This window comes from Cupriavidus sp. YR651, from assembly GCF_900101625.1.
Lineage (GTDB): Bacteria > Pseudomonadota > Gammaproteobacteria > Burkholderiales > Burkholderiaceae > Cupriavidus.
Map to the genome: position 1 here is coordinate 115,874 of NZ_FMYZ01000005.1, position 25,516 is coordinate 141,389.

Annotated in this window: 22 protein-coding genes; 12 read left to right on the forward strand and 10 right to left on the reverse strand. The window is 66.1% G+C overall.

The features are described from left to right. Positions 1–155 precede the first annotated feature (155 nt). A complete protein-coding gene (locus tag BLR29_RS15590; RefSeq protein WP_092138245.1) occupies positions 156–1,391 on the forward strand; it encodes an EAL domain-containing response regulator in 1,236 nt (411 codons plus the stop codon). Between the two features lie 58 nt (positions 1,392–1,449). On the opposite strand, the gene BLR29_RS15595 is transcribed toward BLR29_RS15590, so the two are convergent. From BLR29_RS15595 to BLR29_RS15605, 3 genes are all read right to left on the reverse strand, one after another. Then, a complete protein-coding gene (locus tag BLR29_RS15595; RefSeq protein WP_092137926.1) occupies positions 1,450–1,989 on the reverse strand; it encodes a DUF4136 domain-containing protein in 540 nt (179 codons plus the stop codon). 71 nt (positions 1,990–2,060) lie between these two features. Then, positions 2,061–2,474, reverse strand: a complete 414-nt coding sequence (locus tag BLR29_RS15600; protein ID WP_092137927.1) for a DoxX family protein — start codon at positions 2,472–2,474, stop codon at positions 2,061–2,063. Positions 2,475–2,630: 156 nt separating this feature from the next. Then, positions 2,631–3,611, reverse strand: coding sequence for a LysR substrate-binding domain-containing protein (locus BLR29_RS15605; RefSeq protein WP_092137928.1), 981 nt, complete (start codon positions 3,609–3,611; stop codon positions 2,631–2,633). 158 nt (positions 3,612–3,769) lie between these two features. Here BLR29_RS15605 and BLR29_RS15610 point away from each other — a divergent pair, with 158 nt between their 5' ends. From BLR29_RS15610 to BLR29_RS15625, 4 genes are all read left to right on the forward strand, one after another. Continuing rightward, positions 3,770–4,390 (forward strand): FMN-dependent NADH-azoreductase, encoded by a 621-nt coding sequence (locus BLR29_RS15610; protein ID WP_092137929.1) that lies wholly within the window; start codon positions 3,770–3,772, stop codon positions 4,388–4,390. A gap of 353 nt (positions 4,391–4,743) precedes the next feature. Further along, positions 4,744–6,033: an ergothioneine biosynthesis protein EgtB gene (gene egtB / locus BLR29_RS15615; protein ID WP_092137930.1), complete on the forward strand. Its 1,290-nt coding sequence runs from the start codon at positions 4,744–4,746 to the stop codon at positions 6,031–6,033. A gap of 264 nt (positions 6,034–6,297) precedes the next feature. Beyond that, entirely contained in the window at positions 6,298–6,735 is a 438-nt protein-coding gene (locus BLR29_RS15620; RefSeq protein ID WP_092137931.1) for a carboxymuconolactone decarboxylase family protein, read from the forward strand. A gap of 9 nt (positions 6,736–6,744) precedes the next feature. After that, positions 6,745–7,200, forward strand: coding sequence for a cupin domain-containing protein (locus BLR29_RS15625; protein WP_092137932.1), 456 nt, complete (start codon positions 6,745–6,747; stop codon positions 7,198–7,200). Between the two features lie 273 nt (positions 7,201–7,473). On the opposite strand, the gene BLR29_RS15630 is transcribed toward BLR29_RS15625, so the two are convergent. Together BLR29_RS15630 and prpR are read right to left on the reverse strand one after the other, a co-directional pair. Beyond that, positions 7,474–7,911 carry a carboxymuconolactone decarboxylase family protein gene (locus BLR29_RS15630; RefSeq protein WP_092137933.1) on the reverse strand — a complete coding sequence of 146 codons (438 nt, stop codon included), beginning with the start codon at positions 7,909–7,911 and terminating at the stop codon, positions 7,474–7,476. Positions 7,912–8,038: 127 nt separating this feature from the next. Beyond that, positions 8,039–9,985: a propionate catabolism operon regulatory protein PrpR gene (gene prpR, locus BLR29_RS15635; RefSeq protein ID WP_369804632.1), complete on the reverse strand. Its 1,947-nt coding sequence runs from the start codon at positions 9,983–9,985 to the stop codon at positions 8,039–8,041. A gap of 415 nt (positions 9,986–10,400) precedes the next feature. Between prpR and prpB the strand changes: the two genes are divergently transcribed. The 5 genes from prpB to BLR29_RS15660 all read left to right on the forward strand — a co-directional run bounded on the left by prpB (position 10,401) and on the right by BLR29_RS15660 (position 17,930). Further along, entirely contained in the window at positions 10,401–11,309 is a 909-nt protein-coding gene (gene prpB, locus BLR29_RS15640) for a methylisocitrate lyase (RefSeq protein ID WP_092137935.1), read from the forward strand. A gap of 74 nt (positions 11,310–11,383) precedes the next feature. Continuing rightward, positions 11,384–12,541 carry a bifunctional 2-methylcitrate synthase/citrate synthase gene (prpC, locus tag BLR29_RS15645; RefSeq protein WP_092137936.1) on the forward strand — a complete coding sequence of 386 codons (1,158 nt, stop codon included), beginning with the start codon at positions 11,384–11,386 and terminating at the stop codon, positions 12,539–12,541. An 81-nt stretch (positions 12,542–12,622) separates the two neighbouring features. Then, positions 12,623–15,220 (forward strand): Fe/S-dependent 2-methylisocitrate dehydratase AcnD, encoded by a 2,598-nt coding sequence (acnD, locus tag BLR29_RS15650; RefSeq protein WP_092137937.1) that lies wholly within the window; start codon positions 12,623–12,625, stop codon positions 15,218–15,220. A 76-nt stretch (positions 15,221–15,296) separates the two neighbouring features. Then, entirely contained in the window at positions 15,297–16,490 is a 1,194-nt protein-coding gene (gene prpF, locus BLR29_RS15655; protein ID WP_092137938.1) for a 2-methylaconitate cis-trans isomerase PrpF, read from the forward strand. A 315-nt stretch (positions 16,491–16,805) separates the two neighbouring features. Next, positions 16,806–17,930, forward strand: coding sequence for an asparaginase (locus tag BLR29_RS15660; RefSeq protein WP_092137939.1), 1,125 nt, complete (start codon positions 16,806–16,808; stop codon positions 17,928–17,930). A 67-nt stretch (positions 17,931–17,997) separates the two neighbouring features. Here the strand turns inward: BLR29_RS15660 and BLR29_RS15665 are convergent, their stop codons facing one another. Further along, complete coding sequence (locus tag BLR29_RS15665) at positions 17,998–18,462, reverse strand: PaaI family thioesterase (protein ID WP_092137940.1); 465 nt, start codon at positions 18,460–18,462, stop codon at positions 17,998–18,000. Positions 18,463–18,717: 255 nt separating this feature from the next. Between BLR29_RS15665 and BLR29_RS15670 the strand changes: the two genes are divergently transcribed. Continuing rightward, positions 18,718–18,972, forward strand: coding sequence for a DUF1289 domain-containing protein (locus BLR29_RS15670; protein ID WP_092137941.1), 255 nt, complete (start codon positions 18,718–18,720; stop codon positions 18,970–18,972). Here BLR29_RS15670 and BLR29_RS15675 read toward each other — a convergent pair. The 4 genes from BLR29_RS15675 to BLR29_RS15690 all read right to left on the reverse strand — a co-directional run bounded on the left by BLR29_RS15675 (position 18,963) and on the right by BLR29_RS15690 (position 24,566). Continuing rightward, complete coding sequence (locus BLR29_RS15675) at positions 18,963–19,694, reverse strand: MOSC domain-containing protein (protein ID WP_092137942.1); 732 nt, start codon at positions 19,692–19,694, stop codon at positions 18,963–18,965. The two genes, BLR29_RS15670 and BLR29_RS15675, sit on opposite strands and share 10 nt — an antisense overlap. Further along, positions 19,691–20,440, reverse strand: a complete 750-nt coding sequence (locus tag BLR29_RS15680) for a glutamine amidotransferase (protein ID WP_176860970.1) — start codon at positions 20,438–20,440, stop codon at positions 19,691–19,693. Before BLR29_RS15680 ends, BLR29_RS15675 begins: the two co-directional genes overlap by 4 nt. A gap of 37 nt (positions 20,441–20,477) precedes the next feature. Continuing rightward, complete coding sequence (locus BLR29_RS15685; protein ID WP_092137943.1) at positions 20,478–22,946, reverse strand: penicillin acylase family protein; 2,469 nt, start codon at positions 22,944–22,946, stop codon at positions 20,478–20,480. A 189-nt stretch (positions 22,947–23,135) separates the two neighbouring features. Next, entirely contained in the window at positions 23,136–24,566 is a 1,431-nt protein-coding gene (locus BLR29_RS15690) for an aldehyde dehydrogenase family protein (RefSeq protein ID WP_092137944.1), read from the reverse strand. A gap of 197 nt (positions 24,567–24,763) precedes the next feature. Here BLR29_RS15690 and BLR29_RS15695 point away from each other — a divergent pair, with 197 nt between their 5' ends. Continuing rightward, positions 24,764–25,390, forward strand: coding sequence for a hypothetical protein (locus tag BLR29_RS15695; RefSeq protein WP_092137945.1), 627 nt, complete (start codon positions 24,764–24,766; stop codon positions 25,388–25,390). The last annotated feature ends 126 nt before the right edge of the window (positions 25,391–25,516 follow it).

The following is a 25,516-nucleotide window of genomic DNA, read 5'->3' on the forward strand; positions in this document are numbered from 1 at the left end:
ATATGACACGTTCAAAACTGCGGGCAGCGATTGTAGCGGGTCTGGGCTCGCCGCACGCCTGGCGTAAAGGTTTTTCACCCTTTTCTTGCTCGATGCGGGGCAGCCGCAACACCTGCGGTACCATCGTTCCACTGCCCGATGCCGTTGCCGTACCGATGCCAACTCCCCTCGCCGACCTTCGCGTCCTTGTGGTCGAAGACCATCCGTTCCAGCGGACGGTGGCCGCCAACCTGCTGCGCGGACTGGGCGTGACGCAGGTCACGCTGGCCTGCGACGGCGGCGAAGCGATGGCCATGCTCGCGGCGTCGCCATTCGACGTGGTGCTCTGCGATATCGAGATGCCCGTGATCAATGGCCCCCAGCTGATGGCGGAGCTGGCCCGGCGAGGCAGCGGCGCGTTTGCCGGCGCCTCGCCCGTCTGGGTCTGGATGACCCTTCTGGCCGACGACATCCTCGCCTCGCACCGCGACCTGGCCGAGACGCTCGGATTGCCGTACGTGCACGCCTTGCACAAGCCCCTGGTGGCCACGCTGCTGGAATCCATCCTGACGCAAACCGCCGAGCGCGACGATGCGGCGCCGGCTCATGCAGGCATGCCGGACGACGAGGCGCTACTCGCCGCCGTGCGCGACGACGCCAGTTTCGAGATCGTGCTGCAACCCCAGTTCCATCTGGCGACGGGGCGGCTGGCAGGTGCCGAAGCGCTCTGCCGCTGGCACCACCCTGCGCTCGGCAACATCCGCCCGGATCTGTTCATCCCGCGCCTGGAAGCGCTGGGTGCCGCCGACCCGATCCTGTTCCTGGCCGCCCGACGCTGTCTCGACGTGCACCAGCGCCTGCGCACCGCCGGCATGGAGATCGAGCTGGGCATCAATGCATCGGCGCAGACGCTGTGCCGGCCGGATGTGCTGGAACGGGTGGAAGCCATGGTCGAGGCCGCGGGCGTTCCGCGGCGTCTGCTGACCATCGAACTGACCGAAGGATTTCCCGTCGCCGATACCGTGGCGCTGTCGGTTGCCCTGAACCGCCTGCGGCTGCTGGGCTACGGAGTGGCGATCGACGATTTCGGCGTGGGCATCGCCACGCTCAAGCTGCTGGCGGACCTGCCTTTCACGCAGATCAAGCTGGACCGCTCGTTCGTCGTCAACGTGGATGCAGAGAACCAGCGCACCGTGATCTGCCGCAGCATGATCCGGCTCGCGCGGGACCTGGGGCTGACGTGTGTGGCCGAGGGAATCGAAACAGAATCGCAACGCGACGCGCTGCTGGCGCTGGGGTGCGATGTCGGCCAGGGCTATCTGTGGTCACGCCCGCTGCCGATCGACGCCTTCGTCACCAATGCCCTGTCGCGGGCCGGCGACTGGCGGACCGCCGACGGCCCGGGCGCGTGATGGGTGCGTGATGGGCACGCAAGGGGTGCGTGATAGGCACGCAAGGGGCGCCGGCGTGCTACGGCGCGGCCCGGAACGGATACTTCGCAAAAATCTGTGACACCACCTTGTCCAGCGCCTGCTGGTTGTCCTTGGAATCGGCCTGGCTGGCATCGCCTTGCGCCACGCCCTCCCAGACCAGCTGGTTCTTTTTCGCATCGATCAGGTCGATGTTCAGCGTGCCTTCGGTGTACGAATAGGTGTCGCTATAGAAGCCGTATCCGGGCCACGGCGCATAGAGGCCGCGCCGATAGCCGTAATAGCCCATGTAGCCCGGCCCCATCGGCATGGGATCGCTGACGATCTTCTGCTGCAAGCGGGCATTGAAGTTGATCAGCAGGTCGGACGACGCGGCGGCGTAGCGATAGCCGCGCGCGGTCATCTCCCGCTGGACCGCCGCCTTCAGGTATTGCGTGGTCAGGCTTTCATAGCCCTCGCGATCGGTGCCAGGCCGCGCCACGAATCCGAAGGTGCGATACGCCGAGAAATCCACGGCGCGGTTGTAGTCGGTGCGGATATCGGGCCCGGTGGCGCACCCGGCCAGCGCGACCAGCGTCATGGCGCCGAGCGCGCATCTCTGGATGTGGAGACGGTCAGGCAGTCGGGGTCCCATGGCAATGCTCCGCGGCGCTAATTCCATCTGCCGTCAATGCCGCCGACACTCATGCGGCCTGCCCCCAGCAGCGCCACGGCCAGCGCCCCCGCCAGGTACATGCCCTGCAACTCCAGCGCCCAGCCGCCGGTCGGGGCCATATCGCCGAACTGACTCGCGTGCACCAGCGCCAGCGCCACGATCATGTTGATGGCAATGATCAGGCCGGCAAGCCGCGTCCAGAGGCCAATGATCAGCAGGATGGGCGCGACGATTTCGCCGATGTAGACCAGATAGGCCACGGATTCCGGCAGCCCCGCCTTGGTGACCACCTGCACGATGAAGCCCGGCCCCGTCATCAGCTTGGAAATTCCGTGCACCAGGATCAGCGCACCGAGTGCGATACGGAGTATCGCCTTGCCCACGTCCTGCGATCCTTGCGTGCGACTCATCGACTCTGCTCCTTGCCGTGAAATTTGGTGCGCGCGCCGGGCGCCCTTGCCCTCGCGCAAGTGACCTGCACAACTACCTTAGTGCGCACTGGCGTGAAGGTAAAGGCGCAGCGGCCACAAACGTCGTACTTCCGGCACACGGCATCCCGAGGTTCCTCATGGCGGGCCGTGGCGCGCAGGCGGCTCCGTCGGCGGTGCCACGTGCATGGGCGGAGTGCTCGCCGTCATCATGCCGACGCGGCGCGCGTGTTCCGGCAATACTTCGGCGAGAAACTCCAGGAAGCGGCGCAGCGGGGGCGTCACGCCCTTGCGCGACGGAAATACGGCATGCAGCACGCCCATCGGCAAATCCCATTGCGGCAACAGCTCCTCCAGTTCTCCGCTTTCGATCTCGTCCCGGCAGTACATGCGCGGCAGCATGGCCACGCCGACGCCGGCCATGGCGGCCTCGCGCAGCAGTGCGAACTCGTCCGATACCAGCCGTGGATCGTAGGAAATATGGATGGATTCGCCGGACTTGCTGAATAGCGTCCACGCGTGCTTGCCGTCATGCGGCTTCTGGCCGACCCCCGGCATGCCGTCGAGCGCCTGCGGCGTGCGCGGCCGCCCGATGCTGTCCAGCAGCGCCGGGCTGGCCACCAGCTTCATGTCGCTCTTGCCGAAGGTGCGCACCGCCAGGCTGGAATCCTCCAGCACATCGCGCACGCGCAGCGCCAGATCGTAGCCCTCGCCAATCACATCGACGCGGCGATTGGTGGCGTCGATCTCCAGCCGGATGCCCGGATTGGCGCGCATGAAGGTGCCGATCTCGGGTGCCAGCAATATCTGGGTGATCGCCACCGGGCAACTGATCTTCAGCGAACCGCCCGGCTGCTCTCGCGCATGCTCGATCACCTCGCGTGCCGCTTCCGCCGCCTGCAGCATTTCCCGACAATGTTCGTAATACGACTCGCCGAGCGGCGTAACGCGCACCTGGCGCGTGGTCCGGCGCAACAGTTGCACGCCCAGGTCCCGCTCCAGCTGGGCGATCCGGCGCGACAGCCGCGATTTGGGCACGCCGGTGGCGCGGCTGGCGGCCGAAAAGCTGCCGTGCTGCACCACCTGGGCAAACAGCGACAGATCGTTGAGGTCTTGCATGCCGAATCTCCATCGGACATCGCGCGCTGCCACAAAGGCTCTGGTCGCGGCGTTGCGCAGGTAGAACAATTATTTGCATTTTGCCTCACTACCGGCACCAATGGCCAGGGCTTATCTTTCAGTCATCCCAACCGAACACAGCCCCCGTGGAGCCAGACATGAACATCCTGCAAATCGATTCCAGCGTACTTGGCGATAACTCCGTTTCCCGTGGCCTGACGGCCAGCGTGGTCGCCGACCTGGTTGCCAAGAACCCCCAGGCCAAGGTGACCGTCCGCGATCTGGACCAGGACGCCCCCGCCCACCTGACCGGCAACCTGCTGCCCGTGCTGGGTGGCCCGAAGGACGGCCTGAACGCCGTGCAGGAAGCCGAGCTGCAGCGTACGGAAGCGTGGCTGGCGGAGTTCATGGCCGCCGACGTGCTGGTCATTGGCGCCCCGCAATACAACTTTGGCATTCCGAGCCAGCTGAAGTCCTGGATCGACCGCATCGCCCAGGCCGGCCGCACGTTCCAATACACGGCCAACGGCCCGGAAGGCCTGGCCAAGGGCAAGCGCGCCATCGTGGTGTCGTCCCGCGGCGGTGTGCGCCAGGACGCCAACGCGCTGGATCTGCATGAAATCACTGTCGACACGGTGCTGCGATTCCTGGGCATCACGGACGTCACCATCGTCCGCGCGCACGGCCTGGCCATGGGCCCGGATGCCCGCGAAGCCGGCCTCGCCGCCGCCCGCACGGCCATCGCCGCGCTGAACGACGGCACCCGCGCCGCCGCCTGAACCTGACGCTCTCCTCCGTGTCCGGTGCCGCCCTCCGCGGTGCCGGCGCTTTCCCGCCGGGCCCCGCCTTTATTGGTGCGGCCCGTTTTTTCTTGCGCGCGCGTGCATTGGCATGCGCGTTTGCAGGCGCCGGCCCTTCCCGCGCGCCGCCCCGGGCCTTGCCCTGCAGCCGTTCGCGCCCCGCCCCGGCTCGCTCCGCCCGGCGATCAGGTCTATGATGATTCGAAATCTGGCGGATTCATCCAGCGCCGTGCCGCATGGCACGCCCTCCGTCGCCTGCCTTGTCCGTGCTGCCTGGCGCAGCGCCGTCTCACCCGTGTTGTCTCTGCCTTGATCCGTCTCCGGGAGCCTGCATGACCTCAGCACTGTTGCCTGCCGCCGCGAACCATCCCCCGCACGAGCCCGCCCTGCTTGGCCAGTACCGCCATGTGCGCGCCGCAACGGAAGCCATGGTGGCGGACCTGTCCGATGCGGATGCGACCGTGCAGTCAATGGAAGATGCCAGCCCGGCGAAGTGGCACCTGGCGCATACCACCTGGTTTTTCGAGGAATTCGTGCTGGCGGCGCGACTGCCGGATTACGAGCCGGTGGACCCCCAGTATCGCTACCTGTTCAATTCGTACTACGAGGCCGTGGGCGCGCGGCATCCGCGTCCCCGGCGTGGCCTGCTGTCGCGTCCCTCGCTCGACGAGGTGCTGGCGTATCGCGAGGCCGTCGACGAGACCATGTTGTCCCTGCTGACGAAGGCGCAGACCGACGACGAGGCGGCGCTCATCACGCTCGGCCTGAACCACGAACAGCAGCACCAGGAGCTGCTGCTGACCGACATCCTGCACCTGTTCGCCCAGAACCCGTTGCGCCCGGCCTTCGCGCCGGAGCTGGCGGCGCCGGTGATCGCGGACCCGCGTCCCGCGCCGGAGTGGATCCGCTTCACGGGCGGTGTGGTTGCCATCGGGCATGGCGGCGACGACTTCGCGTTCGACTGTGAGACGCCACGCCATAACGTGCTGCTGCAACCTTACGCGCTGTGCTCGCACCCGGTGAGCAATCACCAGTGGTTCGAATTCATCGAGGACGGGGGCTATCAAACGGCTGGGCTCTGGCTGTCCGACGGCTGGCGCTGGGTGTGCGATCACGGCATCCAGGCGCCGCTCTACTGGGAGGAACGCGAGGGCACATGGTGGCAAATGAGCCTGCGCGGCATGCAGCCGGTGGATCCGGACAGCCCCGTCACGCACGTGAGTTTCTTCGAGGCCGACGCCTTCGCCCGTTGGGCCGAGCGCCGCCTGCCCACGGAGGCTGAATGGGAGCACGCGGCGCGCAATCTGCCCGCCACCGGCAATTTCCTGGATGGCCGGGTACTGCGACCACTACCGGATCGCCAGAACACGGCCGGCGCGTTGCGCCAGATGTTTGGCGATGTCTGGGAATGGACCGGCAGCGCCTTCCTGCCGTACCCCGGTTTCCGGCCCAGCGCCGGCGCCGTCGGCGAGTACAACGGCAAGTTCATGAGCAGCCAGATGGTGCTGCGCGGCGGTTCCTGCGTCACGCCGGAGTCCCACATCCGCGCGAGCTACCGCAACTTCTTCTACCCGCATCAGCGCTGGCAATTCACCGGCGTCCGCCTGGCCGACGACATCTGAGAGGCACTATCAAAATGATTCTGGCGTTGTTGCCGGGTTAGCCACACTCGCTTGCCGTACCACTTGTACTGTCTGCGGCTGCGCGTCTAGCCGGGACCGCTTCGCTTCGTTTTGAAACAGCCTCTAGTCCGGACCCGCACGCCAGTTAGGTGGCTACCTCAAAATAGAAAAAACCGGTTATTCCAGCAAGCCACTGCCGCGCCTAATCTTGATCCTGTCGCAACGCCAATCCGGCGAAGCCAACTGATAAAACAGGAGCAAGTCATGGCACAACGTCTTGATTTCTATAACGCCAGCCCCGCCGCCATCAAGGCCATGCTCGGCCTGGAAAAGCGCATCAGCGAAGCCGGTCTGGAGCAGTCGCTGGTGGAACTGGTTCGCCTGCGCGCCTCGCAAATCAACGGCTGCGCGTATTGCATCGATCTGCACAGCTCGGACGCCCGAAAGGCCGGCGAGGATGATCGCCGCCTGGCCACGCTGTCGGTCTGGCACGAAACGCCCTTCTTCTCGGATCGCGAGCGCGCCGCGCTGGCCTGGACGGAAGCCGTGACGCTGGTGTCGCAAGACCATGTGCCCGACGCCGCCTGGGAGGCCGTTCGCCCGCACTTCTCGGACGCGGAACTGGTGGATCTGACGTTGCTGATTTCCACGATCAACGCGTGGAACCGCTTTGCGATCTCGTTCCGCAAGACGCCGGCCTGAGGCAACGCCATGTCCCGACAGATTCTGAAGGGGGCCGGCGCCGGGCCGGCGCTGACCGTGCTGGCTACGCTGGGCGCGCTGATCTTCGGCGTTGCCCGCCCCGCCCAGGCGCACGAGACCGCCGGTGGCCGTGGCGAGGAAACGATCGCCCCGGTCATGAAACAGGCGCTTCCCGAAGCCGTCGGCCGCGACGCGCTGATGATCACGGTGAGCTACGCGCCGGGCCAGGCCTCCACGCCGCATATGCACCCGGGTTCGATCTTCGCCTACGTGCTCGAGGGCGAAGTGGAATCCCAGCTCGATGGCCAGCCAGCACGCGTATTCAAGCAAGGCGAGGCCTGGTATGAGCCGCCCAACGCTCGCCACCTGGTTTCCCGCAACGCGAGCCAGACCCGCCCCGCCAAGCTGCTCGTGTACGCGATCGTGGCAGACAAGGCGCCGGTAAAGGTGCCGCTGCCGCAATAGCGGATCTGCTGGCGCGCAGCGCCGTCAGGGGCTTTCCGGCTTTCCGGGTTTTTTCGCGGCGCCCTCGCTTTCAGGTTTTCTGCTTCGGCCTGATCTTCTGATCGTTTCCTACCGCCAGGCATGCCGCCAGCCAGGAGCCTCTCCAATCGGCAAATCCCGGATCGAAGTATTCGGAGATTCCTGGCCGTTAATTGCAAACAAACAGTAGAAGCATTGCGGGTGCCGAATGATCGGCGATCCCGCATGCGGTTGGGCTTCCTTTGCTTCGAAGGTCTATTCCGGCGAGCGCCGGAAAGCGATGCCAAAACGGTTCAACCCGTTGATCGCACTGATCAGCAACGTCAGGTCCGTCAGTTCCCGGTCGCTGAACAGCGGCCGGACCGCCTCCCACACGTCGTCCGGCACCCCGGTTTCCGCCACGCGCGTCACGGCTTCCGCCCAGGCGAGTGCCGCCCGCTCGCGGTCCGTATAAAGCTCGCTCTCGCGCCATGCCGGCAGCATGTCGATACGCCCGGCCATCTCCCCTGCCCGCCGCGCGCGCGCCGTGTGCAGGTCGATGCAGTACGGGCACCCATTGACCTGCGACACGCGTAGCCGCACCAGGTCCGCCAGCGAATGTTCGAGGCGATAGGCGTCGCTACGCTTGTCGAGGCGCAGCAATAGCTCGATGCTGGGGCGGTTAGCCCGGTAGGAATCCAGCCGCTGGGTCATGTCGTGCCTTGAAATGCATCCGGAAAAGGATCGGCAAACCCGATCCGACGCCTCTCACACTAGGCGTCCGGAGCGGTCCGGCCAATAGCCACTATCCGCCGTTTTTCAGGTAGCCACCCGGCGCAGCTCAGTCGCCGCGCAAGCGGCGCCAAAGCGTGGTGGCACTGATGCCGAGTTGCGCACAAGCCGCCGCGCGATTGCCGCCACATTCCGCCAGGACCCGACGGATATGCTCGGCCTGGCTGACGCGCGCGACGCCTGCCAGCGATTGGCTCGCACCCGCCGGCAACGCCACCGCGGCGGACAAGACGGGCGCATCGACCGCCGCCATGCCTGCACTGGCCGGATCCCGGGAATCCGTGGAAAACAGCTCGGGGACGGCGGACTGCAATTCGCGCTGCAGCGCGGCCGGCTCCAGCCTTGCGCCGGCTACCAGCACGGCAATGCGCTCCGTCACGTTTTCCAGCTCGCGAATATTCCCGGGCCACGAATAACGTGCCAGCCGCGTGCGTACCGTTGCAGGCAACTGCAGCGGATCGGCGACACCCAGCCGCTCCTGCGCGCGCCGGTAGAGCATCTCGGCCAGATCGGCCAGGTCCGCGGCGCGGTCCCGCAGCGGGGGCATCTCGATCCGCAGGATATTGAGCCGGTAGTAAAGATCCTGCCGAAACGTGCCCTCGCGCACGAGCGCGGCCAGGTCCCTGTGGGTGGCGGCGATCACCCGCACGTTGACGGGAACGGCCTCGATGCCGCCAATCGGCAATACCTGTTTTTCCTGCAGCACGCGCAGCAGCCGCGTCTGCAAGGCCGGCGGCATGTCGCCCACCTCGTCGAGGAACAACGTGCCGTCATGCGCCGATTCGAACAGCCCGGCCTTGCCGCCACGCCGCGCACCGGTGAACGCGCCCTCTTCGTAGCCAAACAGTTCCGACTCCAGCAGCGCTTCCGGGAATGCCGCGCAATTGACGGCCACGAACGGGAACGCGCGCCGGGGGCTGGCGTCATGCATGCCCTGCGCCAGCACCTCCTTGCCGGTGCCGCTCTCCCCGCCCACCAGCACGGTGGAATCGACCATCGCATACCGCCGCGCCAGCGCCCGCAGGTCCGTCATCGCCGCCGACGCCCCGGCCAGGTCATCCAGCGAGTAACGCACACCCGCTGGCCGTGTCCGCGTGCGCGAACGCAGGTTGCGGTCGGCGCGATGGATCGCATTGGCGTCCTGGATCGTCAGCACCGCGCCGGTGGTGCCGGCCTCGCCGACGATCGGAATCCGGTTGACCACCACCATCTTGTCACCCAGCCGATGGATCGCCTCCAGTTCCCGCGTGCCACTTTGCATGACCCCGTCGAGCGAGAGCCCGGGCGCCAGCGTGGACAGCTTGCGCCCCACGGCCGCGCCGGCGGGCGTGCCCAGAAAGCGCTCCATGGCCGGGTTGAACGCCTGCACACGGCCTTCCGGGTCCACGGCCGCCACGCCCTCGTTCAGGTGCGCGAGGATGGTGTTGACGTAGTCGCGGCGGGTCGATTCGATACGCCGCAGCCGTGCCGCCTCGATGGCATCTTCCAGCGCCAGCCGCACGGCATTCCCTGAGTACAGGAACACGCCCAGCAGGCCATGCTTGTCCGCCAGGTCCGTCACCATGCCCGGCCCCACCACCACGCGCACGCCTTCCTCCTTGAGCGCCCGCACGCGCGCCGTGGCATCGTCCTCGGTCAGGTAGGTGTAGGTGGGAATGGATAGCGAGAAGGCCCGCACGAATTCGTCGACTTCGGCATACGTCGACGCATGGGTGACCAGTGCCACCATCGGCGAAATGCGCCGCGCGGTGGCCAGCGCATTCATCACGTCGAAACCGGTCACTTTCACCAGCACCACGGGGACATCCACGTGCTGGCGCAGGTAGGCGCCGTTGGAGCCGCCCGCCACCACCACGTCCACCCGGCCTTCGCGGGCCTCCCGGTTGATCGCGCTGGCGGCGGCCTCGAACGCACGCCCGACGATCCGGAACTCGGCGCGCCCGGCATAGGCCGGGATCAGTTCGGCAAAGGCGCGCGACAAGCGGCTGATGCCCATGGCCCAGATACGGGGTCGGGCGCCGGCCGGAATGGCGGGCGCATTGAGAGGAATCGGATTCTGCGAGGGAGTCATGGTGCAGCCACGATTGACGGGGATGGCAGGCGCGCGAACCGCCGGGATTGGCGACGCGTTCGGGCGTATAGTCGATTCGGATTGATTGGGGTCGATTTGGATTGTGCGCCGGCGCCGCTGGCATTTCAATATTGAAACGCCTGAATTTCAATATTGAAATGCCGAAGGGATGTAATCGGCTCGTGAAACTTGTGGAATTTCAGCGTCGATATGGCCTAACCCTTTGATCTGTAAGGGTTTATGGACCGACCGGAGCCCGCCCGCCGAGGGTGGATTCCGGGCTGGCACACGCCTTGCGCCATATGGGTCCGTTTCGAATCCGATATTTCAACTCCACGCCATGACCTTTTCTGCATCCGAACTCGCCCGCTCCGCCGGCGCCCGCTTCCGCCAGGCCCTGGTCGATGAAAGCCCACTGCAGATTCCCGGCACCATCAACGCGAATCACGCGCTGCTGGCCACGCGCGCCGGCTATCGCGCCATCTACCTGTCGGGTGGCGGCGTGGCTGCCGGCTCCCTGGGTCTTCCCGACCTGGGCATCTCCAACCTGGACGACGTCCTGACCGACATCCGCCGCATCACCGACGTCTGCGACACCCCGCTGCTGGTCGATGTGGACACCGGCTTCGGCGCCTCCGCCTTCAACGTGGCCCGCACCACGCGCTCGCTGATCAAGTTCGGCGCCGCCGCCATGCATATCGAAGACCAGGTGGGCGCCAAGCGCTGCGGCCATCGCCCGGGCAAGGAAATCGTGACGCAAGGCGAAATGGTCGACCGCATCAAGGCCGCCGTGGACGCCCGTACCGACCAGAACTTCGTGATCATGGCCCGCACCGACGCGCTGGCCGTGGAAGGCCTCGACAAGGCCATCGAGCGTGCCGTGGCCTGCGTGGAAGCCGGCGCCGACGCGATTTTCCCGGAGGCCATGACGGACCTGGACATGTATCGCCGCTTTGTCGATGCCGTCAAGGTGCCGGTGCTGGCCAACCTGACCGAATTCGGCGCAACGCCGTACTTCACCGTGGACGAGCTGCGCGAGATCGGCGTGGCGATGACGCTGTACCCGCTGTCCGCCTTCCGCGCGATGAACAAGGCCGCCGAGAACGTATACGAAGCCATCCGCCGCGACGGCACGCAGAAGAATGTGGTCGACACCATGCAGACGCGGAACGAGCTGTATGAGCGCATCGGCTATCACGTCTACGAACAAAAGCTGGATGCCCTGTTCGCGCAGGGCAAGGGCAAGTAAGCTGCGGAATCTCATCCGTTTCTGAAACCGACATGCCCGCACGCAAGCCAAACCAACATACCAAGGAGACCCCAATGTCCGAAGCCCAACCGCTGGCCACGCCGAAGCCCAAGAAGTCCGTCGCCCTGTCGGGTGTTGCCGCCGGCAACACCGCCCTGTGCACCGTGGGCCGCAGCGGCAATGACCTGCATTACCGCGGCTACGACATCCTCGACATCGCCGACACCTGCGAATTCGAGGAAATCGCCCACCTGCTGGTGCACGGCAAGCTGCCGAACAAGTCCGAGCTGGCTGCCTACAAGACCAAGCTCAAGGCGCTGCGCGGCCTGCCCGCCAACGTGAAGGCCGCGCTGGAATGGGTGCCGGCCAGTGCCCACCCGATGGACGTGATGCGGACCGGCGTGTCGGTGCTGGGCACCGTGCTGCCGGAGAAGGACGACCACAACACGCCGGGCGCACGCGACATCGCCGACCGCCTGATGGCGAGCCTCGGTTCGATGCTGCTGTACTGGTACCACTACAGCCACAACGGCCGCCGCATCGAGGTGGAAACCGACGACGACTCGATCGCCGCCCACTTCCTGCACCTGCTGCACGGCGAGTCGCCCTCCAAGCTGTGGGAGCGCGCGATGCAGACGTCGCTGATCCTGTACGCGGAGCACGAGTTCAACGCCTCGACGTTCGCGTGCCGCGTGGTGGCGGGCACCGGCTCCGACATGTATTCGGCCATCTGCGGCGGCATCGGTGCGCTGCGTGGCCCGAAGCATGGCGGCGCCAACGAGGTGGCCTTCGAGATCCAGAAGCGCTATGACACCCCGGACGAGGCCGAGGCCGACATCCGCCAGCGCGTGGAAAACAAGGAAGTGGTGATCGGCTTCGGTCACCCGGTGTACACGATTTCCGACCCGCGCAACGTGGTGATCAAGGAGGTGGCCCGCAAGCTGTCGAAGGACGCCGGCTCGCTGAAGATGTTCAACATCGCCGAGCGCCTGGAGACGGTCATGGCCGACGCCAAGAAGATGTTCCCGAACCTCGACTGGTTCAGCGCCGTCAGCTACCACATGATGGGCGTGCCCACCGCGATGTTCACGCCGCTGTTCGTGATTGCCCGCACGTCGGGCTGGGCGGCGCACGTGATCGAGCAACGGATCGACAACAAGATCATTCGTCCGACGGCCAACTACACCGGCCCCGAGAACCTGAAGTTCGTGCCCATCGAAAAGCGCGCCTGATTCACAGCAAAAGCAACAGTGCCACCACCCCGCCCGGTGATTGCCCGCCGGGGTGGCAGGCACGCCAGTCCTCCACACGCCATGAACACTGCATACCGCAAGCCGCTGCCCGGCACCAAACTGGATTACTTCGACACGCGCGCCGCGGTCGACGCCATCCAGCCGGGCGCCTATGACAAGCTGCCCTACACGTCGCGCGTGCTGGCCGAAAACCTCGTCCGCCGCTGCGACCCCGCCACGCTGACGGACTCCCTGAAACAGATCATCGGGCGGCGCCGCGACCTCGACTTCCCGTGGTTCCCCGCCCGCGTGGTGTGCCACGACATCCTGGGCCAGACCGCGCTGGTGGACCTGGCCGGCCTGCGCGACGCCATTGCCGACCAGGGTGGCGACCCCGCGCTGGTCAATCCGGTGGTGCCGGTGCAGCTGATCGTCGACCATTCGCTGGCCGTGGAATGCGGCGGCTTTGATCCCGATGCGTTCACGAAGAACCGCGCCATCGAGGACCGCCGCAATGAAGACCGCTTCGACTTCATCAACTGGACCAAGAAGGCCTTCCGCAACGTCGATGTGATCCCGCCGGGCAACGGCATCATGCACCAGATCAACCTGGAGAAGATGTCCCCGGTGATCCATGCCGACCACGGCGTGGCCTACCCCGACACCTGCGTGGGCACCGACAGCCACACCCCGCACGTGGACGCGCTCGGCGTGATCGCCATCGGCGTGGGCGGGCTGGAAGCCGAAAACGTGATGCTGGGCCGCGCGTCGTGGATGCGCCTGCCGGATATCGTCGGCGTGGAACTGACCGGCCGCCGCCAACCCGGCATTACCGCCACCGACATCGTGCTGGCCCTGACCGAGTTCCTGCGCAAGGAAAAGGTGGTTGGCGCGTATCTGGAATTCCGTGGCGAAGGCGCATCGAGCCTGACGCTGGGCGACCGCGCCACGATCTCGAACATGGCCCCGGAATACGGCGCCACCGCCGCCATGTTCTTCATCGACGACCAGACCCTGTCGTACCTGCGCCTCACCGGCCGCGAGGACGCCCAGGTCAGCCTGGTGGAGACCTACGCAAAGACCGCCGGGCTGTGGGCAGATGCGCTGGACGCCGCCGAATACGAGCGCGTGCTGAAGTTCGACCTGTCCACGGTCGGACGCAACATGGCCGGTCCGTCGAACCCGCACAAGCGCCTGCCCACCGCCGACCTGGCTGCGCGCGGCATCGCGGGCAAGTGGGAGGAAGTCCCCGGCCAGATGCCCGATGGCGCGGTGATCATTGCCGCGATCACCAGTTGCACCAACACCAGCAACCCGCGCAACGTGATTGCCGCGGCCCTGCTGGCGCGCAACGCCAACGCGCGCGGCCTCACCCGCAAGCCGTGGGTGAAATCGTCGCTGGCGCCGGGCTCCAAGGCCGTGGAACTGTATCTGCAGGAAGCCAACCTGCTGCCCGACCTGGAAAAACTCGGCTTTGGCATCGTGGCGTTTGCCTGCACCACCTGCAATGGCATGTCGGGTGCGCTGGATCCGAAGATCCAGCAGGAAATCGTCGATCGCGACCTGTACGCCACGGCGGTGCTGTCCGGCAACCGCAACTTCGACGGCCGCATTCATCCCTACGCCAAGCAAGCCTTCCTGGCCTCGCCGCCGCTGGTGGTGGCCTACGCCATCGCCGGCACGATCCGCTTCGACATCGAGCGCGACGTGCTGGGCACGGATGCCGACGGCAAGCCGGTGTACCTGAAGGACATCTGGCCGAGCGACGAGGAAATCGACGCGATCGTGACGAAGAGCGTGAAGCCCGAGCAGTTCCGCAAGGTCTACGAGCCGATGTTCGCCATCACGGCGGCTTCCGGCGAATCGATCGACCCGCTCTACGACTGGCGTCCGCAAAGCACGTACATCCGCCGTCCGCCGTACTGGGAAGGCGCTCTGGCCGGGGAGCGCACGCTCCAGGGCATGCGGCCGCTGGCGGTGCTGGGCGACAACATCACGACCGATCACCTGTCGCCCTCCAACGCCATCCTGGCCAGCAGCGCGGCCGGCGAGTACCTGGCGAAGATGGGCCTGCCGGAAGAGGACTTCAACTCGTACGCCACCCATCGTGGCGATCACCTGACGGCGCAGCGCGCGACGTTTGCCAACCCGACGCTCATCAATGAGATGGCGGTGATCGACGGCGCGGTCAAGAAGGGATCGCTGGCGCGCATCGAGCCGGAAGGCAAGGTCGTACGCATGTGGGAAGCCATCGAGACCTACATGGACCGCAAGCAGCCGCTGATCGTGGTGGCTGGGGCCGACTACGGCCAGGGGTCGTCGCGCGACTGGGCGGCCAAGGGCGTGCGGCTGGCGGGCGTGGAAGCGATCGTCGCGGAAGGCTTCGAGCGTATCCACCGCACCAACCTGATCGGCATGGGCGTGTTGCCCGTGGAATTCGGACCGGGTGTCAACCGCCTCACGCTGGGCATCGACGGCACCGAGACGTTCGACGTGATCGGCGAGCGCAAGCCGCGCGCCGAACTGACGCTGGTGATCCGGCGCCAGAACGGCGAGCGCGTGGAGGTGCCGGTGCTGTGCCGGCTGGATACGGCCGAAGAGGTCTCGATCTACGAGGCCGGCGGCGTGCTGCAGCGGTTTGCACAGGATTTCCTGGAATCCTCGCGCGCCGCGGCTTAAGCGTTAAACAGTCAGCGCAAGGCGGGCGGCATGGCGACATGCCGCCCCGCGCTATTGGACAAGTGGACAAGTCACGATGCCTCACGTACCCCAGATCAAGATTCCCGCAACCTATATGCGGGGCGGCACCAGCAAGGGTGTCTTCTTCCGCCTGCAGGATTTGCCCGAGGCGGCGCAGGTCCCGGGCCGCGCCCGCGACGCGCTGCTGCTGCGCGTCATCGGCAGCCCCGACCCCTATGGCAAGCAGATCGACGGCATGGGCGCCGCCACCTCGAGCACCAGCAAGACGGTGATCATCTCGAAGAGCACGCGCCCGGACCATGACGTCGACTACCTGTTCGGCCAGGTATCGATCGACCAGCCGTTCATCGACTGGAGCGGCAACTGCGGCAATCTCTCGGCCGCCGTGGGTCCGTTTGCGATCAGCAACGGCTTCATCGATGCGGCACGCATCCCGCGGAACGGCATGGTGACCGTGCGCATCTGGCAGGCCAATATCGGCAAGACCATCGTCGCGCACGTACCGGTGACCGAGGGCGCGGTGCAGGAAACCGGCGATTTCGAGCTGGACGGCGTGACGTTCCCCGCCGCCGAGGTGCAACTCGAGTTCATGGATCCGGCCGCCGAGGAAGGTGACGATGGCGGCGGCGCGATGTTCCCGACCGGCAACCTTGTCGATGACCTGGAAGTGCCCGGCGTCGGCACGCTCAAGGCGACGATGATCAACGCCGGCATTCCGACGATCTTCGTCAACGCGGAGGCCATCGGCTACACGGGCACGGAACTGCAGGACGCCATCAACGGCGACCCCAAGGCGCTGGCGATGTTCGAGACGATTCGCGCTTACGGCGCCAGGCGCATGGGCCTGATCCAGGACATCGACGAAGCGGCCCGGCGCCAGCACACGCCGAAGGTGGCCTTCGTGGCCCGGCCGGCGACCTATACGGCATCGAGCGGCAAGGCGGTCAACGCCGGCGACGTGGACCTGCTGGTGCGCGCGCTGTCGATGGGCAAGCTGCACCACGCGATGATGGGTACGGCAGCCGTGGCCATCGGCACCGCCTCCGCGATTCCCGGCACGCTGGTCAACCTGGCCGCCGGTGGTGGCGAACGCGAGGCCGTGCGTTTCGGCCATCCGTCGGGCACGCTGCGCGTGGGCGCGCAAGCCAGCCAGGTCGATGGCGAATGGACGGTGACCAAGGCCGTCATGAGCCGCAGCGCGCGCGTGCTGATGGAAGGCTGGGTACGCGTGCCGGGCGACACGTTCTAGGCGCAAAACGGGGCGCGAGACAGGGCCAAAACGGGGCGCAATGTACGGCGTAATCCCTCATCGGCAATGCCTTGAAAAAGCGGCATCTTTCCTTGGGGAAGATGCCGCTTTGTCTTACTGGGCATACGTTTCCGGTCATTCATGGCGACGACGAGGTTGTCGACGCAACGCGCTTGCCTCGGTATAGTGCACGCTCCGTCCGGGACGGCGGTCCCTGGCAACCCCCATGACCCCCGACGGGCGGAACCCATGAATCGATGACAAGTGGCAACGCGTTCCATAAGACACGCGTCAATCGCCGATACGAGGAGAATCATGAAACGTACTGCCCATCTCAAGTCCCTGGCCGCCCTGCTGCTGTCGGCCAGCCTGCTGTCCGGCGTGGCCCACGCCCAACTGGCACCAGCCTCGGCCCCGACCGCGGCACCTGCCGGCGCCACCGCCGAAGCCCGCAAGGCCAACATCGTCATCATCGGCACCGGTGGCACCATTGCCGGCGCGGGCGCATCGGCCACCAACACGGCGGCCTACCAGTCCGCCGTGGTGCCGGTCGACAAGATCATCGCCTCGGTACCAGAGATCTCGAAGGTCGCCAACGTCAAGGGCGAGCAGATTTTCCAGATCGGCTCGGAGAGCTTCAACAATGAGCGCCTGCTCAAACTGGGCAAGCGGGTTTCCGAGTTGCTGAAGCAACCGGACGTGGATGGCATCGTGATTACCCACGGCACCGACACCATCGAGGAAACGTCGTACTTCCTGAACCTGACGCTGAAGAGCGACAAGCCCGTAGTGGTGGTCGGCTCGATGCGTCCGGGTACCGCGCTGGGCGCGGACGGCGCACTGAATCTCTATGACGCCGTTCTGGTCGCATCGAATCCGGCATCGCGCGGCAAGGGCACGCTGGTCGTGCTGAACGACGAGATCCACACGGGCCGCGACGTGACCAAGACCAACACGTTCAAGACCGAGACGTTCCGCTCGCCGTTCGGCCCGCTGGGCTACGTGGTGGAAGGCCGCACGCTGTTCTATCGCATCCCGGCCCGCCCGCACACGATGCAAACCCAATGGGACATCGACAAGATCGACAAGCTGCCCGAGGTCGCCGTGGTCTATGCCTACGGCAACGTCAACCCGGCCAGCATCGACGCCGCGGTGAAAAATGGCGCCAAGGCCATCGTCTATGCGGCCACCGGCAACGGCAGCGTGGGCGACTACATGGTGGAGCCGCTGAAGGCCGCGCGGGCCAAGGGCGTGCAGATCGTTCGTGCTTCGCGTACGGGCAGTGGCGTGGTGGTTCGCAACGCCGAGCAGCCGGACGACAAGTACGACTGGATCGTTACTGACGACCAGCTGCCGCAGAAGGCGCGCATCCTGATGGCGCTGGCGCTCACGCAGACCAACGATCCGAAGGCGCTGCAGCAGATCTTCTGGAAGTACTGATCGGCGGAAGTCACGCGGAAGGGCTGGCGTCGCCGCAGGCGGATGCGCTGGCCCTTCCTCCGGCATTTCAGAACAAGGTGGTGCTCATGAGCGCCTTGGCGACCAGCACACCTTCGTCGGGGCCCTCGGCATAGACGGACACATCCGTGGAAACCTGTCGCTTGCCGCGGCGGATCACCACCGCCACCGCACGCAGCGTCGCCGATCTTGCCGGCGCCAGATACTGGATCGACAAGTTTCCTGTCGCGCCACTGCGCACCACATCCGGATCGATATTGGAGAATGCGGCCGTCGCGCCCGCGATGTCGATCAGCGTCGCAATGACGCCGCCGTGCACGATGTCCGCCACCGTGGTGTGTTCCATGCTGAACGGGAGCAGCAGTTCGGCGTGATCGGGTGCGAGGGCATCGAGGCGAATGCCTAGCGCACGCGCCACCGGGGACTGCATCAACACGGACTCCACCACGGCCGCCACACGCGGCGCGACGGTGCCGTCCGAATGGCGGGAAATGCCAGCAGAGGCTTCAGACATCGGCAAACTCCGGGAAGAATGGGGAATGAGTCGTGAATCGAGACACTGCCAGCGTAGCCAACCACCGCGCCCAGCTCAATAACTTCCGGGGTAATCCCTGCAGACGGCGGTAGTCCGCGTTGGCCGGTTCCCGGCCGACCATGACCGATCCTGGCCGACCCTGGCCGACCTGACCGGAAACGTCGTATCGCCATCGCCGGGCCGGCCATCTGCCCCGTTTATAATGTGCCCCCAGCCGCTCCACCCGCCGACCGCATGCCCGTCACTCCGTCCGATTCCGTCCTGTCACCTGCCGCAGCCGCCACTTCCGAGGGCCAGGGCGGGCTGAGCAACCGTCCGGACAGTCCGTGCATCGGCATCTGCTCCACGCTGTTCGACGAAATCTGCCAGGGCTGTGGCCGCACCGCGGCGGAAGTCAGCAACTGGGTGTTCTACAGCGACGACGAAAAACAGGTCATCTGGGAACGCATCACGCGCGAAGGCACCGCGCGACGCTTCCGTCAGGACTGATCCGCAGCCGGGCTGCCAGATAACCGCTTCTCCATATCTTCCACCTCGCGGCGCGCCACGCGCTGCCGGGCCAGCTTGCGCCAGCTTTCCGCCAGCACCGGCAGCTCCGCCATCTCGGCCAGCGCCGCATAGTCGAGCCGATCCACATACAGCACGCGCAGCAACCGCTGCAGGCTCCACTGCGGACAGGGCCGCGCAAGCAGGATCAGCCGGTCGCCGCGACGCACCTCGCCCTCTTCCAGCACACGGTAGTACCAGCCTGTCCGCTGGCTGTTCTGCACCGCGCGTGACATGCCGGCATAACCAAAGCGGTGATTGAGCTTCCAGCACGGCTGCCTGGCTTGTGAGACCTCCACCAGCGCCGTGCCAAGCCGGAACCGGTCGCCAACGCACACGTCCGCTTCCGTCAAACCCCGGGTGCTCAGGTTCTCGCCAAACGCGCCCGGACGGGCCAGGACATCGATGGCCGCGTCGGCATAAGCCGACAGTTCGGTCTGCCAGTGAGCGTAGTGATCCCGTGCATAGTGATGCAAGGCCTTTTCCGGGCCGCCGTGGTGCTTCGGGTCCCCCTGCTCGTCGATTGCAAGCCCGATTGTCGTCACGCGCACCGCGTCGTGAACTTCGGTCTTGTCGATGCCGCTCGGCAGCCCCTTGGGGCCGTATGGGCGAACCTTGCCCGCGAGCACGGCGTCGATGGCGATATCGATGACCGCGAGACTCACAGCCCGGCCTCGCTCAGCCAACGGGTGAACATCCGCTCGCCAGCCGCCGCGACGGTCGCCCCGATCTCCGCGGTACGCCGGCGAATCGTGCGCGGGTCGATACCGGCCTTGGCCAGCTCCACGGTATGGCCGATCAGCCAGGTCTCGATATCGCTGGCAAGCACTTCCGGGTGGAATTGCAGCGCCAGTACATGCTTGCCGATGGCATAGGCCTGATTCGTGTTGCCCGCCGTGGAAGCCAGCAGTTCGGCGCCCGCCGGCAGGTCGAATGTATCGCCATGCCAGTGCAGCACCTGCCAGTCGGCGTCGGCCAGTGCCGCCAGCGGGGACCGCAATCCGGCCTCGGTCGGCGTCACCGGCGCCCAGCCGATCTCGCGCGTGCCGGGATACACCCGGGCATCCGACGCCGCCGCAATCAGTTGCGCGCCAAGGCATGCACCGATCATCGGGCGACGCGATGCCAGCCGCTCGCGAATCACGGCGATCTCGGCCTCCAGCCACGGATAGGCTTGCGTCTCGTACACGCCGATCGGCCCGCCCAGTACCACAAGCAGATCGGCCGGGTCCGCCATCACGGGCGTCAGGTCGTCGACGCCGGCCTGGTAGATGCGGATACCGTGCCCACGCGCCCGCACGGCATTGGCGATGACGCCGGCGTGCTCGAACGCCACATGCTGGATGACATCGGTACGGCGCGCCGTGCCGCCCGGGGCCGCATCGTTGGGAATGCCGGGAATTTCGGTCATGAATCCACTCCTGAAAGTTCGGTGCGAAAAGCGTGCGTCATGGTAGCGCCTCCGCCGCAGGGCGCAGCACCATCGTGTCGAAGCTGTCGCCACCGGGATTGCGCCGGTGCGCGCCGACCGTGATGAACTGCACTCCCGCCCACTTGTCCGTCCAGTCCCGGTAGTGGGGCGAGAGCGCATTGCCCGATTGTCCCGTCGAAGTCATGAATCGGGATTCAGACAAATCCGAAAGATCGTAGATGGCACGCAGGCTCGCGGCATGGGTGCTCTCGAATGGGGCACGTTCGTCACGGAGGTTGTGGCGGCCGACGTCGACGGTATACGTATCGCCACCGGTCTGGACGCGCACGTTGAACAAGCCGGCCAGATACGGGACCTTGCCGAATGGCTTGTGCTCCGCGCGTGCCGTATGCGCCTTGCCCCAGCGCCAGCGTTCGGCATTGTCGCCATAGCGCGCGTCCAGGTCCGCGATGGCACGTCGCCAGGCCAGGCTAATCGTCTCGCCGCAGGTCTCGCGCGCAGGGGTTCGCGTGTTGTCACACCAGAACGCGCCCGCGCCGTCGGGATCGCGCATGGCGTTGAGCATCGGCAACTGGACATTGCGTTGATCCCAGAGCCGGTTGAACTGCACCTCGCCGACCTTGTCCTCGAACAGCAGGCGAGACAACTCGCGCAGCCACGCGGTGACCACCAGCGGCTCGGCGCGATCCGCCGCCATCGTGCCGTCCCACTTGCGCAGCGCATCCAGCAGTCCGCGTTCACGCGGCGGGAGACTGGCGTCCTGCGCCACCGGCGCCGCCAGCAACAGCGGCAGGGCTTCGCGCACGGCCAGCGACACCACGTCCTTCTGGATGGCCGCGAAGCTGTCCGGGGTATGGCGCGGATTGGCCTCCAGCAGCGCCTTGATGCGCTGGTAGCGATACGGCACCGTCCATTCGCTGGTAATGAAGTACGGGTAGTCGTCCGCCACGATCTTCTGGTTGGCGGTGACGATCATGCCCGTCGGCGGGTTATAGCTGCGCGGCAACTGCTCGAACGGCACGAAGCCCGTCCAGTCGTAGCGGGCCTCCCAGCCCGGCGCCGGCGCCAGCCCCTTGAGGTCGTTGTCGGCACGCCGCAGCGGCACGCGTCCCGGTGCGATATAGCCGATATTGCCGTCGACATCGGCATAGACAATGTTCTGTTGCGGCGCGTGGAAATCCCGCATCGCCGCCAGGAAACTGTTCCAGTCCGAGGCCTGGCCGAGCTTCAGGCCGCCCTGGAACGTACGATCGTCTGGCCGGAGCGCCGTCCACTGGAACGCCACCACATATTGCGCGCCAAGCGGCTTCGCGGCGGCGACGAGCGGTTCGGCGACATCGGACAAGACCGGGCCATGCCGCGTGGCGCGGACGGTCAGCGTGACGTCATTCTCGCCCTTCACATGGATGATCTCGGTACGGGTCTCGAAGTCGGCCCAGCCGTCCGGCGTCTGGTATTGGCCCGGGTTGCCGGGCGCCACGCGTTCGATATAGAGATCCTGCACATCGGGCGCGGTATTGGTGAAGCCCCACGCGATGCGCTTGTTATGGCCCAGCACCACAAGCGGTGCGCCGGGCAGCGTGGCACCGGTGACGTCGAGTCCCGGCGCCTGCAGGCGGGCGACATACCACAGCGCCGGCGCCTGCAGCCCCAGGTGCGGATCGTTGGCCAGCAAGGGCTTGCCGCTACGCGTATGGGCCCCGGATACCACCCAGTTGTTCGAGCCCATGCCCTCCACGTAACCCGACGGCGCGCGCTGCACCACGCTTGCCATCGCCGTCGCGACCGGCGCCAGTTGCCGGTAGAAGCTGGCGTAGTCCATGGTCCGCAGCGGCTTGTCGCCGGGGTACGGCGCCAGGATCTCGGCGATGCGGGCGGTCGGCAGTTGCTGCGCCAGCCCCATGCGCAAGACCTCCTGGGTCCAGTTTCCGCCCAGGTCCCACGCCATCATGGTCTGCCAGCCGAGCGTATCGGCCGGTTCCCAGCGTTCCGGGCGGGTCCGCAGGATCAGGAATTCCGGTGGCAGCGCGGACTTGCGGGTATCGATGAACGCATTGACGCCGTTGGCATAGGCCTGCAGCACCGCGCGGGTCTCGGGCGACGACTGGGCCAGGATCGCCTCGGCGTTGCGCCGCACGCCCAGCGTGCGCAGGAAGCGGTCGGTATCGAGCGCACTCGGCCCCAGGATCTCCGCGAGCCGGCCCGCCACGATCCGCTTGTTCATCTGCATCTGCCACAGCCGGTCCTGCGCGTGGACGTAGCCCAGCGCGTAGTACGCATCGAGCGCGTTGGCGGCCTGGATGTGCGGTACGGCGTTGCGGTCCCGGACCACCACCACGCGGTCCTTCAGTCCGGGCAGCCGCAGCGTGCCGGCCGAATCCGGCTGCGAGGCCTGGCGATACCAGATATAGCCGCCAGCCGCGCCCGTGACCGCCAGCAGCGCGATCGACACCAGCCACCAACCCAGCCGTTTGAACCAGCCCATCGGAACCTCTCCAGTCATAGGCGATCGCAAGGATCGGAATCTCGAATGATCGCAGGCTTCCGCCCGTGAAACCTTGTGCGATCAAGCTTCCCGAAGCTTCAGAGGATCGCGGATCTCATCCACGAAAAAATGCCCGGACCAGCCGGGCATTCTTCCGGGACGCGTCAGGACACATCCAAGCCCGCCACGTCAGGCCGGCTTTTTCATCTGCAGGGACTTGTACTCGAGGAATTCCTCCAGGCCGTACTTGCCGGCCTCGCGCCCGTTGCCGGATTGCTTGTAGCCACCGAACGGCGCGTTCATGTTGAACGGCCCGCCGTTGATGTCAACCTGGCCAGTACGGATGCGGCGCGCCACGCGGATCGCGCGAGCCTCGTCGCCGGACCACACGCCGCCGCCCAGCCCGTAGATGCTGTCATTGGCGATACGGACCGCGTCGTCTTCCGTGTCATAGCAGATCACCGACAGCACCGGACCGAAAATCTCTTCCTGCGCCACGGTGGCCCGGGGATCGACGTTGCCGAGCACGGTCGGCTTGACGAAAAAGCCCTTGTCCAGCCCCACCGGCGTATCCGGGCCGCCGGCCACCAGTTCCGCGCCCTCTTCCAGGCCGCGCCGAATATAGCCCGTGACGCGCTCCTTCTGCGCCGCCGAAATCAGCGGCCCGAGCTTGCTAGTTTCTGCCAGCGGATCGCCGACGGTGAAGCCCTCCGCAATCTTGGCCGCGATGGCCTTGACCTCGTCATAGCGGGCACGCGGCACCAGCATGCGGGTGTGCGCCGAGCAGGTCTGGCCCGAGTTCAGGAAGCACGCATTGATGGTCCCCTTGACGGCTTGCTGCAGGTCCGCGTCGTCGAGGATCACCGAGGCCGACTTGCCACCCAGCTCCAGCGCCACGCGCTTGACCGACTGGGCCGCCAGCTCCGATACGCGCTTGCCGGCGCGCGTCGAGCCCGTGAACGACACCATATCCACTTCCGGATGGCTGGCCAGCACTTCGCCCACCACCGGCCCGAAACCGGTCACCAGGTTGAACACACCCGGCGGCAGGCCTGCGGCCTCGATCACCTCCGCCAGCACAAACGCATTCAGCGGTGCCACCTCGGACGGCTTGAGCACGACGGTGCAGCCCGCCGCCAGCGCGGGCGCCACCTTCAGCGTGATCTGGTTCAGCGGGTAATTCCACGGCGTGATGGCCGCCACCACGCCCATCGGCTCGCGCACGACGAGAGAGTTGCCCACCTGCTCCTCGAATTCGAACGATTCCAGCAGCGTGGCCGCCTGGCCCCAGTTATAGACGGGCCCGCCGACCTGGATGGCACGGGCAAGCCTGATCGGCATGCCAACTTCGCCGGCGATCAGTTGCGCCAGTTCCTCGGTCCGGTCCTTCAGGCCTTCGGCGATCTTGCGGATGTAGCCGGCGCGCACAGCGGGCGGCGTGGTGGACCAGCCGTCGAATGCCGCGCGTGCGGCGGCGATGGCATCCTCGGCATCGCGGGCATGGCCCTCGGGAATCTTGCCCATGACCGCCTCGGTCGCCGAATGGATGACGTCGATCAGCCCCGTACCGTGCGGGGTGACCCATTTACCGTTGATAAATAGTTTGTCTCGTTGTTGCATGGCCACAGTTCTCAATAGGTGGATCGGCGGTTGCAATTTTTTTGTTACTTTTATGGTGCACCACATTGTAGAGCGGATTGCGGCATCGATTATTTCGCCGCCCTCTCCCTCGAACAAGCAGAAGTCGAAAATCGGCCGCGAAGTCTCACCCGAGGGCGCCCGCCACGGACGGCCGATCCATAACAAAGGAGCGAGGCATGGTCGATCCGACTTACCAGAAGACGGACGCAGGACAAGAGGAGATCCGCACGCGTGCACGCAAGCTGGACCAGAAGGTGCGTGCATTGTTGCTGATCGTGAACGGGGAACGCCGCAAATCGGACCTGTTGGCGCAGGTTGGCGGAATGGGTGTTGGCGAGGAATCTTTCGATACCCTGCTTTCGTTGGGTCTGATCGCCCCTTCGTCAGAAGAAGTCGCGCCGGCGGCGCCCACACCGGTGCGCCAGAGCAAATCCGCGCCCCAGAGCGCCCCGGCGGACACCAATCTGTTTGCCGCCTATTCGGCACTCGGCAAGGGCATCGACGACGTGCTCGCCGATACCACGATTGCACCGCCCGCCCCACCCGCGCGCGCGGCCGCCACGCCGGACGGATACCAGCAGCTCTATCACTTCTTTACGGATGTGATCGGCAACCACCTCGGGCTGCGCGGCTACGTCATGCAAGTCAAGGTGGAAAAGGCCGGCACGATCGTCGAGCTGGCCGCGCTACGCGATGCGCTCGGTGCCGCGCTGCAGAAGGCCAAGGGCGACATCACCGCCCGGGCCATCATCGACCAGCTCGACGCCATGCTGGCCGACATGGGGGTGGCACCAGCGCGATAGCACCGCACGCTGAGGTGGTCACACTGCCCGGCGGCAGCATCCCGGGCACCCAATGAAAAAGGCCGCGACTCCGTTCAGAGTCGCGGCCTTTTTTCATGGCAAGCACGGATTTGCGGACGGATCACC

Coding starts and splice junctions, on each gene's coding strand:
- BLR29_RS15590 (WP_092138245.1), top strand. CDS start 156: ATGCCAACTCCCCTCGCCGACCTTCGCGTCCTTGTGGTCGAAGACCAT.
- BLR29_RS15595 (WP_092137926.1), bottom strand. CDS start 1,989: ATGACGCTGGTCGCGCTGGCCGGGTGCGCCACCGGGCCCGATATCCGC.
- BLR29_RS15600 (WP_092137927.1), bottom strand. CDS start 2,474: ATGAGTCGCACGCAAGGATCGCAGGACGTGGGCAAGGCGATACTCCGT.
- BLR29_RS15605 (WP_092137928.1), bottom strand. CDS start 3,611: ATGCAAGACCTCAACGATCTGTCGCTGTTTGCCCAGGTGGTGCAGCAC.
- BLR29_RS15610 (WP_092137929.1), top strand. CDS start 3,770: ATGAACATCCTGCAAATCGATTCCAGCGTACTTGGCGATAACTCCGTT.
- egtB (WP_092137930.1), top strand. CDS start 4,744: ATGACCTCAGCACTGTTGCCTGCCGCCGCGAACCATCCCCCGCACGAG.
- BLR29_RS15620 (WP_092137931.1), top strand. CDS start 6,298: ATGGCACAACGTCTTGATTTCTATAACGCCAGCCCCGCCGCCATCAAG.
- BLR29_RS15625 (WP_092137932.1), top strand. CDS start 6,745: ATGTCCCGACAGATTCTGAAGGGGGCCGGCGCCGGGCCGGCGCTGACC.
- BLR29_RS15630 (WP_092137933.1), bottom strand. CDS start 7,911: ATGACCCAGCGGCTGGATTCCTACCGGGCTAACCGCCCCAGCATCGAG.
- prpR (WP_369804632.1), bottom strand. CDS start 9,985: ATGGGCATCAGCCGCTTGTCGCGCGCCTTTGCCGAACTGATCCCGGCC.
- prpB (WP_092137935.1), top strand. CDS start 10,401: ATGACCTTTTCTGCATCCGAACTCGCCCGCTCCGCCGGCGCCCGCTTC.
- prpC (WP_092137936.1), top strand. CDS start 11,384: ATGTCCGAAGCCCAACCGCTGGCCACGCCGAAGCCCAAGAAGTCCGTC.
- acnD (WP_092137937.1), top strand. CDS start 12,623: ATGAACACTGCATACCGCAAGCCGCTGCCCGGCACCAAACTGGATTAC.
- prpF (WP_092137938.1), top strand. CDS start 15,297: ATGCCTCACGTACCCCAGATCAAGATTCCCGCAACCTATATGCGGGGC.
- BLR29_RS15660 (WP_092137939.1), top strand. CDS start 16,806: ATGAAACGTACTGCCCATCTCAAGTCCCTGGCCGCCCTGCTGCTGTCG.
- BLR29_RS15665 (WP_092137940.1), bottom strand. CDS start 18,462: ATGTCTGAAGCCTCTGCTGGCATTTCCCGCCATTCGGACGGCACCGTC.
- BLR29_RS15670 (WP_092137941.1), top strand. CDS start 18,718: ATGCCCGTCACTCCGTCCGATTCCGTCCTGTCACCTGCCGCAGCCGCC.
- BLR29_RS15680 (WP_176860970.1), bottom strand. CDS start 20,440: ATGACCGAAATTCCCGGCATTCCCAACGATGCGGCCCCGGGCGGCACG.
- BLR29_RS15685 (WP_092137943.1), bottom strand. CDS start 22,946: ATGGGCTGGTTCAAACGGCTGGGTTGGTGGCTGGTGTCGATCGCGCTG.
- BLR29_RS15690 (WP_092137944.1), bottom strand. CDS start 24,566: ATGCAACAACGAGACAAACTATTTATCAACGGTAAATGGGTCACCCCG.
- BLR29_RS15695 (WP_092137945.1), top strand. CDS start 24,764: ATGGTCGATCCGACTTACCAGAAGACGGACGCAGGACAAGAGGAGATC.